The organism is Streptomyces durbertensis, from assembly GCF_014156695.1.
GTDB classification, from domain to species: domain Bacteria; phylum Actinomycetota; class Actinomycetes; order Streptomycetales; family Streptomycetaceae; genus Streptomyces; species Streptomyces durbertensis.
Genome location: NZ_WMLF01000101.1, coordinates 1 through 14733, shown reverse-complemented (window position 1 = coordinate 14733; position 14733 = coordinate 1). Strand labels below are relative to the sequence as shown.

The window sequence follows — 14733 nt, the reverse complement described above, 5'->3', positions numbered from 1 at the left end:
GCCCCGGGCTATCCGCGGGGTGGGGGGAGGTCGGTCGGGTGGCGACCGGCCACCGCCGAGCGGGTGCGGCGACGCAGCAGGCGGTCCGTCGCCGCCACCACGCCGGACATCAGCAGCGCGGCCGGGATCAGCAGGACAAGCACCGCGTACGGCACCGCGAGCCGGTCCAGCGAGCGCAGGACAAAGCCGGCCGCCACGGCGATCAGCGCGAGACCGAGTACGAGTTTGGCCGGGTCGAACGGGTTGCGGGTACTCACGGCCGGCTCCCTTCCCACGCCCGGATGCCGTGCCAGGCGGGCTCGCCTTCCCGGATCACGTTCGCGCCGCCGAGTCCGAGGTCGAGCCGCAGCTCGATCGTGCCCTTCGGGTCGCCGCGTCCGCTCGGCGCGATGCTGTACTTCTCGGTGACGCGGAACCCGCCGCCCTGCACCGAACCGTCGCCGGAGCCGCTGGTGGCCTGCGGCAGTTGGTAGCCGCCGAGACCGACCGTGAGGTCGACCTCCACGAGGGCGTCCTTCGGGACGATGACCTCAAGCTCGCCGGCGGCCACCCGCACCGAGGTGCGGACCGTCTGACCGTCCTCCAGCTCCAGCCCGCTGAGGTCGAGGACGCCTCGTCCGGTGCCGATGCGGTAGTCCGGGCGCAGTTCGGCGGCCGCAGCGGGGCGCCAGAAGCGTTCGCCCCAGTTGGTGGTGATGTCGCTGGGCAGCGCGGCGGCGCCGGCGAGCAGCACGCCGGTCAGGACGACGTTGACGATCGTGCCGCCGCCCAGCCGGCCGGTGAACGCGCTGACCGCGAGACCGATCCCGAACACGGCGAGCGCGCAGCTGAACGCGATGACCAGGGCGGTTCCCAGCGGCTGTGTCGGCCAGGCGAGCGCACCGCCGGCGACGGCCGCGGCCAGCGCGCCCGTGAAGACGAGCCCGCCGAGCGAGGCCGGGCGGGGCGGCGTCTTCTCCGGCGGCGCCGCCGGCTTCCCCACCGGGGGGCGCCACAGCTCGCCTGCGGTGCCGCCGTCCATCTCCTCCGGGCCCCACAGGTAGGAGTCGGCGGTCTGCGGCTCCCGCCACCAGGACGGCCCGACCGGCGTGGGCGGCGCCTGTGCCTCGGGGGGCGCCTGCGGGCGCGACTCCGCGCCGTCCTCCGCTTCCGTACGCCGGTTCTGCGACCAGTACGCGGCCGCGCCGACCGCCGCGCCGACCAGCACGCCGAACGTCAGCACCCGGCTGTTGTCCAGCGAGGCGAGCACCAGGCCCGTGCCGGCCAGGGCGCACAGCACGGCCGCCAGCGAACTCAGCTCCACGCGGCCGGACAGCAGCCGCCGCACCTCGTTCTCGTCCTCGTCCTCCATCGGCATGAAGAGCCAGGCGAAGCCGTAGAAGAGCAGGCCGAGGCCGCTGAGCACGGCCAGCGCGGCGACCGGCACCCGGAAGATGACCGGGTCCACGTCGAAGTGGCGGCCGAGTCCGCCGCACACGCCGCCGACGACCTTGTGGCGTCGGCTGCGTTCCAGCCGGCCGTGGGCACGGCCGGGCGGGGGCTGGTGCGGCCCCCAGCCGCCGACGGCGCCGGAGTCCGACCCGCCGACGCCACCAGCGCCACGGGCGCCACGGGCGCCCGCCGCGCCGTCAGCGCCCACCGCGCCCTCCGCGCCGTCCGTGCTCCGCTGGGCTCCGGCGCCCGGCGAGCCGCCGGCACGCGCGCCGGCGCCCCACTGCTGCTCTGTCATGCGTCCATACTGGCGACTCACCCGCACCAGCGGTATCCGGGACCGGCCCGGACGCGTCCCTGACTTCCCGCCTCAGGGTTCCTTCCGGGGGTTACCCGGATGTCCCGCCCCGGGGCCGCGTGTGACGATCGGGGCATGACCACAGTTGCCGGGGCGCCCGAGGCCGTGCCCACCCCTCCGCTGCGCAAGCTGTACCGCAGTTCCGAGGGGCGCTGGCTGGGCGGGGTGGCCCGGGGACTGGCCGGACACCTGGGGGTGCCCGCCGCCTGGGTGCGTGTGGTGTTTGTCGTGCTGTTCTTCACCAGCGGGCTCGGCGCGCTGCTGTACGCGGTGTTCTGGTTTGTCGTGCCGCTCGGCGCGGGCGGGGTGAACGCCGGCTACAAACCGGCCGGCCGGAAACCCGACCGGGGCTACCTCTTCGCGGCCGTCGTCCTGATCGCCGCGCTGGTCGTGCTGGAGGAGAACCTCAAGTTCGGCGCCACCAACGCCTACGTGTGGCCGCTGCTGATCATGGCGGTCGGTGTCGCCGTCGTCTGGCGGCAGGCGGACAACAGCCGCCGCGAGCACTGGACGGAGATGACCCGCCGCAAGCGGTTCGTCCCCATCGCCCGCACGGCCGTCGGCGTGGTGCTCGTCGCCGTCGGCGTCACGGGCTTCGCCGTCATCCAGGGTTCCGGCCGGCAGTTGGGGGCGGTGCTCCAGGCGTCCGTCGCGGTGCTCGTCGGCATCGCGCTGATCGCCGGCCCGTACCTCGTCCGGATGACGCAGGACCTCTCCGAGGAGCGGCTGATGCGCATCCGCGCCCAGGAACGCGCCGAGGTCGCCGCGCACGTCCACGACTCCGTGCTGCACACCCTCACCCTCATCCAGCGCAACGCCGACAACGCCCGCGAGGTGGCCAGACTCGCCCGCGCCCAGGAGCGCGACCTGCGGGCCTGGCTCTACAAGGGCGCCCGGGGCGCCGGCGAGGAGCAGGAGGAGGAGCCGCAGACGTTCGCCGAGGCCGTCAAGGCGACCGTCGCGGAGGTCGAGGACGACCACGGCGTGCCGGTGGAGGTCGTCTGCGTCGGCGACTGCCCGCTCGACGACCGGCTCAGCGCCGCCCTGCAGGCCGCGCGCGAGGCGACGGTCAACGCGGCCAAGTACGGTGGCAGCGGTGGCGCCGTCCAGGTGTTCGCCGAGGTCGAGGGGGGCAGGGTGTTCATCTCCGTACGCGACCGGGGGCCCGGCTTCGACCTGGACTCCGTGCCGTCCGACCGGATGGGCGTACGCGAGTCGATCATCGGACGGATGGAACGCAACGGCGGTACCGCCCGCATCAGGTCCACCCCTGGTGAGGGCACCGAGGTCGAGCTGGAGATGGAGAGGGCGGAGACATGAGCGAGGAACAGAGCCGACGGGCACGGGTGGTCCTGGTCGACGACCACCGGATGTTCCGCGCCGGCGTCCAGGCCGAGATCGGCACGACGGAGACCACCGGCGTCGAGGTCGTCGGCGAGGCCGGCGACGTCGACCAGGCCGTCTCCGTCATCACCGCGACCCGACCGGACGTCGTCCTGCTCGACGTGCACCTGCCGGGCGGCGGCGGCGTGGAGGTGCTGCGCCGCAGCGCCTCCCTGATGGCCGCCCCCGAGGCCCCGGTGCGCTTCCTCGCCCTGTCGGTCTCCGACGCCGCCGAGGACGTCATCGGCGTCATCCGCGGCGGCGCGCGCGGCTACGTCACCAAGACGATCACCGGCAAGGACCTGGTCGACGCGATCTTCCGGGTCGCCGACGGCGACGCCGTCTTCTCCCCCCGCCTCGCCGGCTTTGTCCTCGACGCGTTCGCCTCCACCGACGCCGCCCCCGCCGACGAGGACCTCGACCGCCTCACCCAGCGCGAACGCGAGGTGCTGCGGCTCATCGCCCGCGGCTACGCGTACAAGGAGATCGCCAAGCAGCTCTACATCTCCGTCAAGACGGTCGAGTCCCACGTCTCCGCCGTCCTCCGCAAACTCCAACTCTCCAACCGCCACGAACTCACCCGCTGGGCCACCGCCCGCCGCCTCGTCTGACCCCCGCGCGGGGCGCCGGTGGCGGCGTCAGCGCCCCGAGTGAAGCCGGCCACCAGTGTCCTGCCTCCGGTCGGCCGGCTCAGCCGACGACGTGGTGCTCGTCGTCCAGCCAGACGCGCTGGCCGCTCGGGTCGACCGTGAGGCCGGCCCGGTCCCGTGTCGGTCGGCCCCAACGCCTGCCAGACCCGGTAGGCGGCTTCCGCCTCGTCCCAGAGGCGGCGCGGTCCGTACTGGTCCACGACGTACTTGCGGCAGTCCGGGGCGTACTCGGCCGCCGCCCACGACAACCGGTCGTCGGCGAGCAGCCACAGCGTCGCCTCCCCGCTGCCGTCGTCGGCCTCCACCAGGTGGAACCAGGCGTCCGGCAAGGCGAGACCGACGTAGAACAACGCGTCGAAGTCGCCAGCCAGGTCGTACGGGTTGAGCGTGGTGGCCGATTCGGTGCCGTCGTCCAGGTGGTGCAGGAAGTCCGAGAGGAATCCCCGGTGCGGCCGGCTGGGACGGGTGCGCATGAAGGCGGGGCTACCGGTGAAGCGTCCCCGGCCGACACCGTCCACCACGTCCAGCACCGCGTAGGAGTAGTGGCAGAAGCTCCCGCCCCACGGCGTGACGATGCGCCCGCGCGGCGCCTGTGCCACCCACGCGTAGGGGACGCGCGGCACCGTGTAGGTCGCGATCACTCGATCGTAGGGGGCCCCGGCGGGCCACCCCTGAGCACCGTCGCCGCACACGAACACCGGCTTGTACCCGGCCGCCGCCGCGTTCCGGGTCGCCCGCTCCACAAGGGCGCCGTCGATGTCCACCGAGGTGACCTGCTCGGAACCGAGACGATGGGCGAGCCAGCACGCGTTGAGGCCGGTACCCGCGCCGAGTTCCAGCACCCGCTGCCCCTCGCGCACGTCGAGAAGCTCCAACATCTCCAGCATCACCGTCGGCATCGAGCTGGACGACGTGGGCAACCGGTACTCGTCGGCCCTCGTGGCGCCGCCGTCGTTCACCTGGGTGACCAGCGCGACGTCGTCGTAGGCGAGTTGTCGCCACCGCTCCGGGCTGGTGCCGCGCGAGACGATCTCCTCGCCGACCTCGATCGTGTCGGGAAGAAACAGCTCACGCGGCACGGAGGCGACCGCGTCACGCCACGGCTCGGGCAAGGTGCCCTTGGCCCGCAACTCCTGGAGCAGTCGTTCCGGCGAAGTCACTCGCTCACCTTCGGCTTCGGCGGCACCGGCCGGTTCCACTGCCCGTCGGACTCCTTCGGCGACTGCTGCTTGCCCCCTTCTGTCCCGCCCTTGCCGTCACCGTGCTTACCCACGACGCGCTGCCTCCTGTGGACGTGCCCCACCTCCGTGATCCAGGGCGGAAGCTCAGGAGCACTGAACGGCGAACAGGTGACGAGGCTGGGCATCCGCATGGAACGCCAGAACGCACTCACCCGCTCTGACGCCACCCCGCTCAGCCTGTGGGTCGTACTCGGCGAGGCCGCCCTACGGCAGGAGGTTGGCGGACGGGGAGTCCTGCAGCGGCAGTTGCACCACCTCATCGAGGTGGCACAGCTTCCGAACGTAACTCTGCAGGTACTACCCTTCTCGGCAGGGGCCTGCATGGGCGGAATGCTCCCCTTCACGCTCTACGGCTTTCCTCCACCGGCGAAACTCGAGGTGGTGCTCCTGGAGCACTACACAAGCCACGCCTACCTGGAGGCGGCCGAGGACACCGCGCACTACGACGACGTGTTCAACCACCTGCGCGCGTCGGCACTCAGCGCCCGCAAGTCGGAAGAACTCATCGCCGGAATCGCCGGCGAACTCGCAACCTAGGAGGGGCACCATGCCGCGACCGGAGACCGGCTGGCTCAAGAGCAGCTACAGCATGCAGAACGGCGACTGCGTAGAGGTACGCCACACCGGCGCGGGAACATCCGTGCGCGACTCGAAGCGGCCGGAGGCGCGGCTCACGACCACGCCTGCGGCTTGGGCGGCCTTCCTCACCCGCATACAGGTGCACGGACGCCCCTGAGAAGAACGAGTCAGTCATCACCTCGCGCATGCGATTCTGCTCGCAGGGAGGCGTCGTGGTCATGGATCAGCTCTCATTCCGAAAGTCCAGCTTCAGCAGCGGCAGCGGCGAGTGTGTCGAAGTCGCGACGAACGTCGCGGGTGCCGTGGCGGTTCAGGACTCGAAGCGGCCCGACGCCCGCTTCGTCACCACGCCCGACGCCTGGGCCGACTTCCTCGCAGACCTGGGGAAACGTCCCGTCACCTGACGAACTCCGACACGCGGCGCATGGTCCGATAGCTCTCCGTCACGCCTGGTGTTGACTGCCGTCGTACCGACAGCGGGAACCACCACGCGGAGAGCGACCATGCCCCAACGACGTGACGTACTGAGGCTCGGAGTCGGCACGGCGGCCGGCGCGGCCGTACTGATGGGAGGCCAGACCTCCTGGGCGGGGCCGCTGCCGGAACCGCAGGGTCCGAAGCCGCACGACCAGCCCGAGCCGGGCGCCTGGCGGGAGTTGGAGCGGGCGCTCGGCCCCGGTGCGTCGCTGCATCGGCCGGGCAGCGAGGGCTTTCGCCCGCTCGCCGAACCCGACAACCTCCGCTACGCGCACGTGCTTCCCGCCGGCATCGTCTCCTGTAGGGACCGGAACGACGTGCGAGCGGCGCTGCTGTGGGCACGGAAGCACGGGGTCCCGCTGGTACCGCGTTCCGGCGGCCACAACTACGCCGGGTACTCCACGACCACCGGCCTGCTGATCAACCTGCGCCGGATGAACGAGGTGCGGCCGGACGGCCGGTGGTTGCGGCTCGGCGGGGGCGCCACCAACTCCGACGTGTACGCCGCCCGCGCGGCGAACCTGTACTTCCCCGGCGGGCGCTGTCCTGGCGTCGGCGTCGCCGGTCTGACGCTCGGGGGCGGCCTCGGCTTCAACGACCGCAAGTGGGGCATGACGTGTGACCGGCTGGTGGAGACCGAGGTCGTACTCGCGGACGGCAGTGTCGTACGGGCCAACGACCGGGAGAACACGGATCTGTTCTGGGCCTGCCGGGGAGGCGCCGGGGGCAACTTCGGCATCAACACCGCGTTCGGCTTCCGACCGGTCTCGGTCGACCGGCAGACGGCCACGGTCTTCGACCTCGTGCTCGACCTCGACGCCGGTGAACGGCTCATGGACCGGGTCCAGGAGGCGCTGGTCAGGGACGGCGCGGGAGATCTCGACGTGCGGGTGGCGTTCGCCCGGCGGGCGGAGGACGAGCGTCCGGCCGTGGCACTGCTCGGTCAGTACCTCGGCACCGACGACCGTCTCCACAGGCTGCTGCGACCGATCCGGGAGCTGCGGCCGCGTAAGGACTTCGTCCAGCAGCGGCACTTCTGGTCCGCGCAGGACTACCTGCTGACGAACCCCGAGAAGTCCGCGATGTCGAGCAGGAGCCTGGCTCCGAACCGTTGGCTGGACGCCACGACGGTCGCCGAGGTGGTCGAGTGGGTGCGGGACTGGCGGCCCGGCCCGGCGGAGGGCACCGGCTATGTGACGCTGTTCGCCATGGGTGGCGAGAGCGCCGTCCCCGGGCCCGGCGAAACCGCGTATCCGCACCGGGACGCGACGTTTGTCATCGACGTGGGCACGCACTGGCGGCACGACGCCCGCCGCTCGGACGTGGCCGAACTGCTGTCCCGGACCAGCCGTATCCACCGGACGCTCGCCGCGCGACTCCGCACCCGGGCGGCCTACGTCAACTTCCCCGACCCCGACCTCACCGACTGGCACACCGCCTACTACGGCGCGAACTACGAACGCCTTGTCGCCGTCAAGAAGCGCTACGACCCGTCGGGCACGTTCCACTACCCGCAGGCGATCGGCTCGGCATGACCCGGGAGTCACCCGGCGCCGTTGCGGCGGGTGTCGTAGGCGGCGCGGGCGGCGAGGACTTCCGGCAGGTGTTCGCCGGTCCAGCGGGCGAGGGCCCAGACCTGTTGGGCGGCCTGCTCGCCCAGCGGGGTGAGGGTGTACTCGACGTGCGGCGGCACGACCGGCTTCGCCTCGCGCACGAGCATGCCGTCGCGTTCCAGGGTCTGGAGGGTCTGGGCGAGCATCTTCTCGCTGACGCCGCCGATGCGGCGCCGCAGCGCGCTGAATCGCTGCGTGCCCTCTTCGAGCAGCGCGGCGAGGACCAGCACGCCCCAGCGGCTGACGACGTGCTCCAGCACGCCACGGGACTCGCACTGGGCGGAGAAGACGTCGGGGGCCAGGTCGCTGAGAGGCGTGTCCGTCGCCGCCACCTTTACACTTTCACTCATGTCAGTACCTTACTTCAAAGTGGGTACTAACTTTCGGTTAGCTTCCTTGTTACGGTCGTTTCCGGCCGGGCGATCTCGGCCGAAAGCATGCCGATAGGAAGTGAGTGGGACATGAGCATCGTGGTCACCGGAGCGACCGGAAAGCTCGGACGGCTGGTCGTCGAGGGGCTGCTCGACGTGGTGCCGGCCGCCGAGGTCGCCGCCGTCGTGCGCGACGCGGGGAAGGCGGCGGATCTGGCCGCGCGGGGCGTGGAGATCCGGGTCGCGGACTACGACCGTCCGGAGACGCTCGCCGACGCGTTCCGCGCGGGTGACCGCGTGCTGCTGGTCTCCGGCAACGAGGTCGGGCGCAGGCTGCCGCAGCACCGCGCGGTGATCGACGCGGCGAAGGCGGCCGGCGTCGCCCAGCTCGCGTACACCAGCATCCTCGGCGCGGAGACCGCCGAGTTCCGGTTGGCGGCCGAGCACCAGGAGACCGAGCGGTTGATCGTCGAGTCCGGCGTCCCCCACACGCTGCTGCGCAACGGCTGGTACACCGAGAACTACACCGAGAACCTGGCCCCCGTCCTGGAGCACGGCGCCGTCGTGGGCAACAGCGGTGCGGGCCGTATCGCCTCCGCGACGCGGGCGGACTACGCGGCCGCCGCGGTGGCCGTACTGACGACGGACGGCCACCTGGGGGCCGCGTACGAGCTGAACGGCGACGCGGACTGGTCGCTCGCGGAGTACGCCCCGCTGGTCGCGGAACTGTCCGGCCGACCGGTCGCGCACGCGGACGTGCCCGCCGACGAGCACCTGCGGATACTGCTCGGCGCCGGGCTGCCGGCCGCCTTCGCGGCGATCCTCGTCGACGTCGACGACCACGTCGCGCGCGGCGCGCTCGCCGCACGCGGCAAGGACCTCAGCCGGCTGATCGGCCGCCCGACGACCCCGCTCCGCGACTCGGTCGCGGAAGCCCTGCGGGGGCTCGGCGCCTGAGCCCCCGCGCCCGCGGCCGGGTCGGCGCGCCTACAGGTGGTCGATGGCGGTCAGGTCGATGTTGATGTCGAACGGGACGCTCAGCTTGAGGTGGTCGTGGTGGATACCCGTGAGCGCGTAGGCGGATGTCGCCGGGTCCAGTTCGTAGACGTAGACGGTGGGGTAGTCGTGCTCGCCCGCCATCTCGACCCGCCAGAAGTGTGGAATGCCGGCCTTGGCGTACTTGCCGGGCTTGGTGTCACGGTCTCGTTCCTGCGACTCAGGTGAGACGACTTCCACGACAAGAACGGCATCCGCTGCCTCGTAACGTACCTGCCGGCGGCCCTGACAGGCCTCAGCACGAAGGACAAGGAGGTCCGGTTCCGGCGCCGTCCTCGGTGTGAGGACGACGTTCATCTCCCGCCGGACGCGGTAGTGCTCCGGCACGGACTGCCGGAGCCCGGTGACCAGAAGGTCCACAGCCAGCGAGTGAAAGTCCCGTTGTGGACTCACGAAGACCAGGCTCCCGTCGATCAGCTCTGTGTGCGGCGGGAGGTCAGGCAGGTTGAAGAAATCGTCCACAGTCCAGCCGTCCTGCGGCGGAAGAGGCAACGAGATCGAGGACTCGGCGGTCATGGTTCCTCCCATAGCCCGGATTCTGGAGCCTGACGCCACAGTAGCGGGGCGGAATGCGGATGCCGCCACCCCTGAGAGGGGTGGCGGCATCCGCATTGACGAGAGGGGAGCGTCACTCCCACTCGATGGTGCCCGGGGGCTTGCTGGTGACGTCGAGGACGACGCGGTTGACGTCGGCGACCTCGTTGGTGATCCGCGTGGAGATCTTCGCCAGCACGTCGTACGGGAGGCGGGACCAGTCGGCGGTCATCGCGTCCTCGGAGGAGACCGGGCGCAGCACGACCGGGTGGCCGTAGGTGCGGCCGTCGCCCTGGACGCCGACCGAGCGGACGTCCGCGAGCAGCACGACCGGGCACTGCCAGATGTCGCGGTCCAGGCCGGCGGCGGTCAGCTCCTCGCGGGCGATGGCGTCGGCCTCGCGGAGCAGGTCGAGGCGCTCCTTGGTGACCTCGCCGACGATGCGGATGCCGAGGCCCGGGCCGGGGAACGGCTGCCGCTGGACGATCTCCTCCGGCAGGCCGAGCTCCTGGCCGACCATCCGGACCTCGTCCTTGAACAGCTGCCGCAGCGGCTCGACCAGCTCGAACTCGAGGTCCTCGGGGAGGCCGCCGACGTTGTGGTGGGACTTGATGTTCGCGGTGCCGGTGCCGCCGCCGGACTCGACGACGTCCGGGTAGAGCGTGCCCTGGACGAGGAACGCGACCTCCTCGCCCTCCTCGCCGGCCTCCGCGACGAGCTCGGCCTGGGCCTGCTCGAAGACGCGGATGAACTCGCGGCCGATGATCTTCCGCTTCTCCTCCGGGTCGCTGACGCCGGCGAGCGCGTCGAGGAAGCGCTTCTCGGCGGCGACGACCTTCAGCTGGACGCCGGTGGCGGCCACGAAGTCCTTCTCGACCTGCTCGGTCTCGCCCTTGCGCATCAGGCCGTGGTCGACGTAGACGCAGGTCAGCTGGTCGCCGATGGCGCGCTGGACAAGCGCCGCGGCGACGGCGGAGTCGACGCCGCCGGACAGGCCGCAGATGGCGCGCTTGGTGCCGACCTGGGCGCGGATCGCCTCGACCTGCTCCTCGACGATGTTGCCGGTCGTCCAGCTGGGGGCGAGGCCGGCGCCGCGGTAGAGGAAGTGCTCCAGGACCTGCTGGCCGTACGTGGAGTGCATGACCTCGGGGTGGTACTGCACGCCGTAGAGCTTCTTCTCGTCGTTCTCGAAGGCGGCGACCGGCACGACCTCCGTCGACGCGGTGACGGCGAAGCCCTCGGGGGCGGCCGAGCAGGCGTCGCCGTGGGACATCCACACGGACTGGTCGACCGGCGTGCCCTCGAAGAGGGTGGAGCCCGGCTTGCTCACGGTCAGCGGGGTGCGGCCGTACTCGCGGGCGCCGGTGTTGTCGACGGTGCCGCCGAGCGTCTGCGCCATCAGCTGGAAGCCGTAGCACATGCCGAAGACCGGCACGCCGGCCTCGAACAGGGCGCGGTCGACGGTGGGCGCGTGCTCGGCGTACACGGAGGACGGGCCGCCGGAGAGGATGATCGCCTTCGGGTTCTTGGCGAGCATCTCCGCGACCGGCATGGTCGACGGGACGATCTCGCTGTAGACCCGGGCCTCACGGACGCGGCGGGCGATGAGCTGGGCGTACTGCGCGCCGAAGTCGACGACGAGGACCGTGTCGGGTGCGGCGGGCGCGCCGGTGTGGGTCGATGCCACGGTGGAGGCCACGAATGCTGCCTTTCGGCGGGTCGAGCGGGAGAGTGCCTCCGAGTCTACCGGCCACGGCGGGAAGCCCGGCCGGGACGGCCGGTCGGGCTTGCCCCACGGACGCGCGGCACCGGTGGTGTCGCCGGCCTCACGGCACGGGGGCGGGGCATACTGTGCGGCATGCGTGCGTACACGGCCTTCTGGTTTACCTATGGCACCGGCCCGTCCGGCTGCCGTGGGTCGTGTCACGCTGTCTGAACAACAGACACCACACACCTCCACCGCCGCCCCGGGCCGATCCAAGGCCCGGGGCGGCGGTGTCTCGTCGCGGGCCGGACGGCCGCCGGGCGGCTCCCACCGCACCAGCGAGGAGCGACCCCGTGAACACCACCAGCACCGCGACAACCCCGAGCGCCGCGACAACCCCGAGCACAGACGCTGTGGAGCCTTCGCCCGCCGCGGCCGGCGCCGCGCCCGATCCCGAGCGGGTGATCGGTGAGGCGCGGGGGCGGATCGACGAGTTGGACGCGCGAATCATCCGGCTCGTGCGGGAGCGGATGGAGGTGTCGAGCCGTATCCAGCACGCCCGGATCGCCGCGGGTGGGCGGCGGGTGCACCTGTCGCGGGAGATGGAGGTGCTCAGCCGCTTCCGCGCGGAGCTGGGCGGCCCGGGGACGACGCTGGCGATGACGTTGCTGGAACTGTCGCGCGGGCGGGTGTGAGCTCCCGAACCCGAACCCGATGCCGGAGGCGGGCGGCGGGACGGGCGCGGTGGGAGTGGTACGCCGGTGGGTGGGCGCGCGCCGGCGGCTCCGCTCGGGGGCCACGTCACCCGTACGGAGCGTTACCCGGCGGGACGCGCTTCGTTGGTCCGAGTGCCCCAGATGTCGGCCGGGGCCCGGCGACTGTAGGGGTGGTACCACCGGAGCGATGAGGCGCCGGCCCTGCCGATGAGGGAAGGGCAGCGCGTCGTGGGACCTCGCTTCGGTGCCGTGACCGGACAGCAGGGGACAGCAGCCCGGTCACTCTCCAAGTGGCCGGCCTCCGGGACGCCGGAGGCCGGCCGCCCGCGGGTGTGACGGCGCCCCTTACCGCTTCGTGGACGACCTCGGGACCACTTGGGGAGAAATCGGCAGAAACGGTTGCGCAGACCTGTCGACCGGGCCCACCATCAGTACCCCGGCAGCCGGAGAGGCCGCCGGCAGGACCTCACCCCAGCGGCGCACCCCCCGGCGCCGCCCGGTCGGTCGCGGCGCCGCCCTGACGCCGCGACCGATCCTCGGAGGGTCCCGGGACGCACACTCCCCCGCCCACGGCGTCCCGGGGCCCTTCGCACGCCCGGCGGCGTTCCGACGACACTCCGGCGCCGTTCCGACGCCGTCCCGACGGCGTCCCCACGGCACGTTCAGCGGCCCGTCCGGCGGCGCCCGGGCGGAAGCTCCGCCTCCACCGCGTGACTACTCCCGTCAGCCGCGTGATGTTCCACACACAGAAAACTCCCACCACATGGGCAACTGCCCCGACAGTGATCGATTTGTCCCCTGGTTTCGCGACGTCCCTCCCAGGCGCCCCCGGCTAACGCTCCTGACAGGGCTTTTACTTCGGGATTACTGTTCGGTTCGCCAGGTCGCACCGCGCGTCACGCGCCGCGCCGGCCACACACGTTTGACCCTGCCTTCGTCCCGTGCACCGACTGGCCGCGAAGGCACTGACCACGCTTTCCCAAGAGAAGTCACGAGGTCGCACACATGAGGATCCGTCGCGCAGTCGCGGCCGCCGCCGCCACGGCCGTCATCGCCCCCGCAGCCCTGCTTGCCGCGCCCGCCGCGTACGCCGAGACCGCCAGCCCCGCCCCGACGGCCGAGTCCACGGACGCGCCGGGCGAGGAGCGCGAGGACAAGGACGCGGACAACACCACGGAGCCGGAGCCGACCGCGACGGAGTCCGCCCCGGAGTCCGAGGAGCCGAAGCCCACCCCGACCGAGACCTCCCCCGAGCCGAAGCCGACCGAGTCCGAGGACTCGACGGACGAGGACGAGGACGAGCTCGCGGAGTGCACGGAGGTCGACGAGGCCGCCGCGGCCATCGACACCGAGGTGCGGGGTCTGCCGAGCAAGGTCGTCGCCGGTTCGGGCTGGCAGAACTTCACCTACCGCGTCACCAACAACTCCAAGCAGTCGATGAAGAACGTGGCCGCCTTCGCGGAAGCGTGGGCCATCGACAACAAGGAGTTCGAGGAGGTCAGCGCGGTCCTCACGCACCAGTGGTTCGACCCGAACAAGAACGCCTGGTCGACCATCAAGGACGAGGCGGGCTACTTCGGCACCACCACCGAGCTCAAGCCGGGTGAGTACGCCGAGGCCCAGATGCGCATCAAGGTCGACGCGAAGGCCCCGGCCGGCATCGGCTTTGTCATGACCTTCGGCGTCCACGTCGTCGGTGACGGCACCTGCCAGGAATCCGAGATCAACAACTACGCGTTCGACATCCTGGCCGCGGGCGCCAAGCCGGGCAAGATCGACGACGCCAAGGGTGAGAAGAAGCCGGTCAAGAAGCCCGCGCCGCAGGGTGGTCTGGAGAAGCTGCCGGTGACCGGCAAGCTGGCCGACACCGGTTCCGACTCCAAGCTGCCGATGTTCGCGCTCGCCGGTGCCACCGCCGTGGCGCTGGGCGCCGGTGCCATGTTTGTCGTCCGCCGCCGCAAGGGCAGCGACGACAGCACCACCGCCGCCGCCTGAGTGGGTATCGATCGGCTCGACGCTGAGGCTGTGACCCGGCGGCACCGCCGCTGAGTCGGGAAGGGCCCGGACCTCAACAGAGGTCCGGGCCCTTCGGCGTGGGAACGCGGGCCGCCGGGAGCCGGCCCTCAGTCGGCCGTCGCGGTGCCCTCGGGCGGCGCCGGCGGGACAACCGGCCCGGACGGCGCCGGCGGCACCGTCGGCACCGGGAGCAGCGGGAGGCGGAGGGCGGCGAAGGCCGACTCCGGGACCGCCGGGGTGCGCGGCTCGACGGGCCTGATCCGCTGGTAGGGCCGGCCCTGGGCGGGGCGCGGGTCGGCCTCGCCCTTGTTGGGCCACAGCGACATGGCGCGCTCGGCCTGGGCGGTGATGGTGAGCGAGGGGTTGACGCCGAGGTTGGCGGTGACGGCGGCGCCGTCGACGACCGAGATGCCGGGGTGCCCGTACAGCCGGTGGTAGGGGTCGATGACGCCGTGTTCGGGGTCGTCGCCGATCGGGCAGCCGCCGAGGAAGTGCGCGGTGAGCGGGGTGCCCATGAGTTCGCCGACGTTGGTGCCGGCGAAGCCGTTGATCTCCTCGGCGAGGTGGCGGGCGGCGCGGGCGCCGGCGGGGATGTGCAGGGGG

General features: G+C 71.9%; 16 protein-coding genes. 9 read left to right on the top strand and 7 right to left on the bottom strand.

What is annotated here, in order from left to right:
• Positions 1-8: 8 nt before the first annotated feature.
• Positions 9-257 (bottom strand): hypothetical protein, encoded by a 249-nt coding sequence (locus GL263_RS09675; protein ID WP_182855191.1) that lies wholly within the window; start codon positions 255-257, stop codon positions 9-11.
• The gene (locus tag GL263_RS09670) at positions 254-1729 is read right to left on the bottom strand and encodes a PspC domain-containing protein (RefSeq protein ID WP_228456335.1); all 1476 of its coding nucleotides are present in this window, start codon (positions 1727-1729) and stop codon (positions 254-256) included. Before GL263_RS09670 ends, GL263_RS09675 begins: the two co-directional genes overlap by 4 nt.
• Positions 1730-1864: 135 nt before the next feature.
• On the opposite strand from GL263_RS09670, the gene GL263_RS09665 reads away from it, so the two are divergent.
• Together GL263_RS09665 and GL263_RS09660 are read left to right on the top strand one after the other, a co-directional pair.
• Positions 1865-3109, top strand: a complete 1245-nt coding sequence (locus GL263_RS09665) for an ATP-binding protein (protein ID WP_182855190.1) — start codon at positions 1865-1867, stop codon at positions 3107-3109.
• A complete protein-coding gene (locus GL263_RS09660; protein ID WP_182855189.1) occupies positions 3106-3783 on the top strand; it encodes a LuxR C-terminal-related transcriptional regulator in 678 nt (225 codons plus the stop codon). The genes GL263_RS09665 and GL263_RS09660 overlap by 4 nt, the downstream gene beginning before the upstream one ends.
• Here GL263_RS09660 and GL263_RS09655 read toward each other — a convergent pair.
• The gene (locus GL263_RS09655) at positions 3672-4982 is read right to left on the bottom strand and encodes a methyltransferase domain-containing protein (RefSeq protein WP_323379322.1); all 1311 of its coding nucleotides are present in this window, start codon (positions 4980-4982) and stop codon (positions 3672-3674) included. The two genes, GL263_RS09660 and GL263_RS09655, sit on opposite strands and share 112 nt — an antisense overlap.
• Before the next feature lie 147 nt (positions 4983-5129).
• Between GL263_RS09655 and GL263_RS29040 the strand changes: the two genes are divergently transcribed.
• The 4 genes from GL263_RS29040 (at position 5130) to GL263_RS09635 (ending at position 7654) form a co-directional block, all read left to right on the top strand.
• Positions 5130-5600: a DUF5753 domain-containing protein gene (locus GL263_RS29040; RefSeq protein ID WP_323379321.1), complete on the top strand. Its 471-nt coding sequence runs from the start codon at positions 5130-5132 to the stop codon at positions 5598-5600.
• 10 nt (positions 5601-5610) lie between these two features.
• Entirely contained in the window at positions 5611-5799 is a 189-nt protein-coding gene (locus tag GL263_RS09645) for a DUF397 domain-containing protein (RefSeq protein WP_182855187.1), read from the top strand.
• A gap of 61 nt (positions 5800-5860) precedes the next feature.
• Positions 5861-6046 carry a DUF397 domain-containing protein gene (locus GL263_RS09640; protein ID WP_182855186.1) on the top strand — a complete coding sequence of 62 codons (186 nt, stop codon included), beginning with the start codon at positions 5861-5863 and terminating at the stop codon, positions 6044-6046.
• Between the two features lie 99 nt (positions 6047-6145).
• Positions 6146-7654, top strand: coding sequence for an FAD-binding oxidoreductase (locus GL263_RS09635; protein ID WP_182855185.1), 1509 nt, complete (start codon positions 6146-6148; stop codon positions 7652-7654).
• A gap of 8 nt (positions 7655-7662) precedes the next feature.
• Here GL263_RS09635 and GL263_RS09630 read toward each other — a convergent pair whose 3' ends face one another.
• On the bottom strand, positions 7663-8082 hold the full coding sequence (locus GL263_RS09630; RefSeq protein ID WP_182855184.1) for a winged helix-turn-helix transcriptional regulator: 420 nt from the start codon (positions 8080-8082) through the stop codon (positions 7663-7665).
• 111 nt (positions 8083-8193) lie between these two features.
• Here GL263_RS09630 and GL263_RS09625 point away from each other — a divergent pair, with 111 nt between their 5' ends.
• A complete protein-coding gene (locus tag GL263_RS09625; protein WP_182855183.1) occupies positions 8194-9060 on the top strand; it encodes an SDR family oxidoreductase in 867 nt (288 codons plus the stop codon).
• A 30-nt stretch (positions 9061-9090) separates the two neighbouring features.
• Here the strand turns inward: GL263_RS09625 and GL263_RS09620 are convergent, their stop codons facing one another.
• Together GL263_RS09620 and guaA are read right to left on the bottom strand one after the other, a co-directional pair.
• Positions 9091-9675 carry a Uma2 family endonuclease gene (locus tag GL263_RS09620; protein WP_228456332.1) on the bottom strand — a complete coding sequence of 195 codons (585 nt, stop codon included), beginning with the start codon at positions 9673-9675 and terminating at the stop codon, positions 9091-9093.
• 112 nt (positions 9676-9787) lie between these two features.
• Positions 9788-11392 carry a glutamine-hydrolyzing GMP synthase gene (gene guaA, locus GL263_RS09615; RefSeq protein WP_323379320.1) on the bottom strand — a complete coding sequence of 535 codons (1605 nt, stop codon included), beginning with the start codon at positions 11390-11392 and terminating at the stop codon, positions 9788-9790.
• Positions 11393-11751: 359 nt separating this feature from the next.
• On the opposite strand from guaA, the gene GL263_RS28295 reads away from it, so the two are divergent.
• Positions 11752-12093 carry a chorismate mutase gene (locus GL263_RS28295; RefSeq protein ID WP_323379319.1) on the top strand — a complete coding sequence of 114 codons (342 nt, stop codon included), beginning with the start codon at positions 11752-11754 and terminating at the stop codon, positions 12091-12093.
• A gap of 1026 nt (positions 12094-13119) precedes the next feature.
• Positions 13120-14109, top strand: a complete 990-nt coding sequence (locus GL263_RS09605) for an LAETG motif-containing sortase-dependent surface protein (RefSeq protein ID WP_182855179.1) — start codon at positions 13120-13122, stop codon at positions 14107-14109.
• Between the two features lie 128 nt (positions 14110-14237).
• Here the strand turns inward: GL263_RS09605 and GL263_RS09600 are convergent.
• A partial coding sequence (locus tag GL263_RS09600) for a GMC oxidoreductase (RefSeq protein WP_182855178.1) occupies positions 14238-14733 on the bottom strand: 496 nt, incomplete at its 5' end.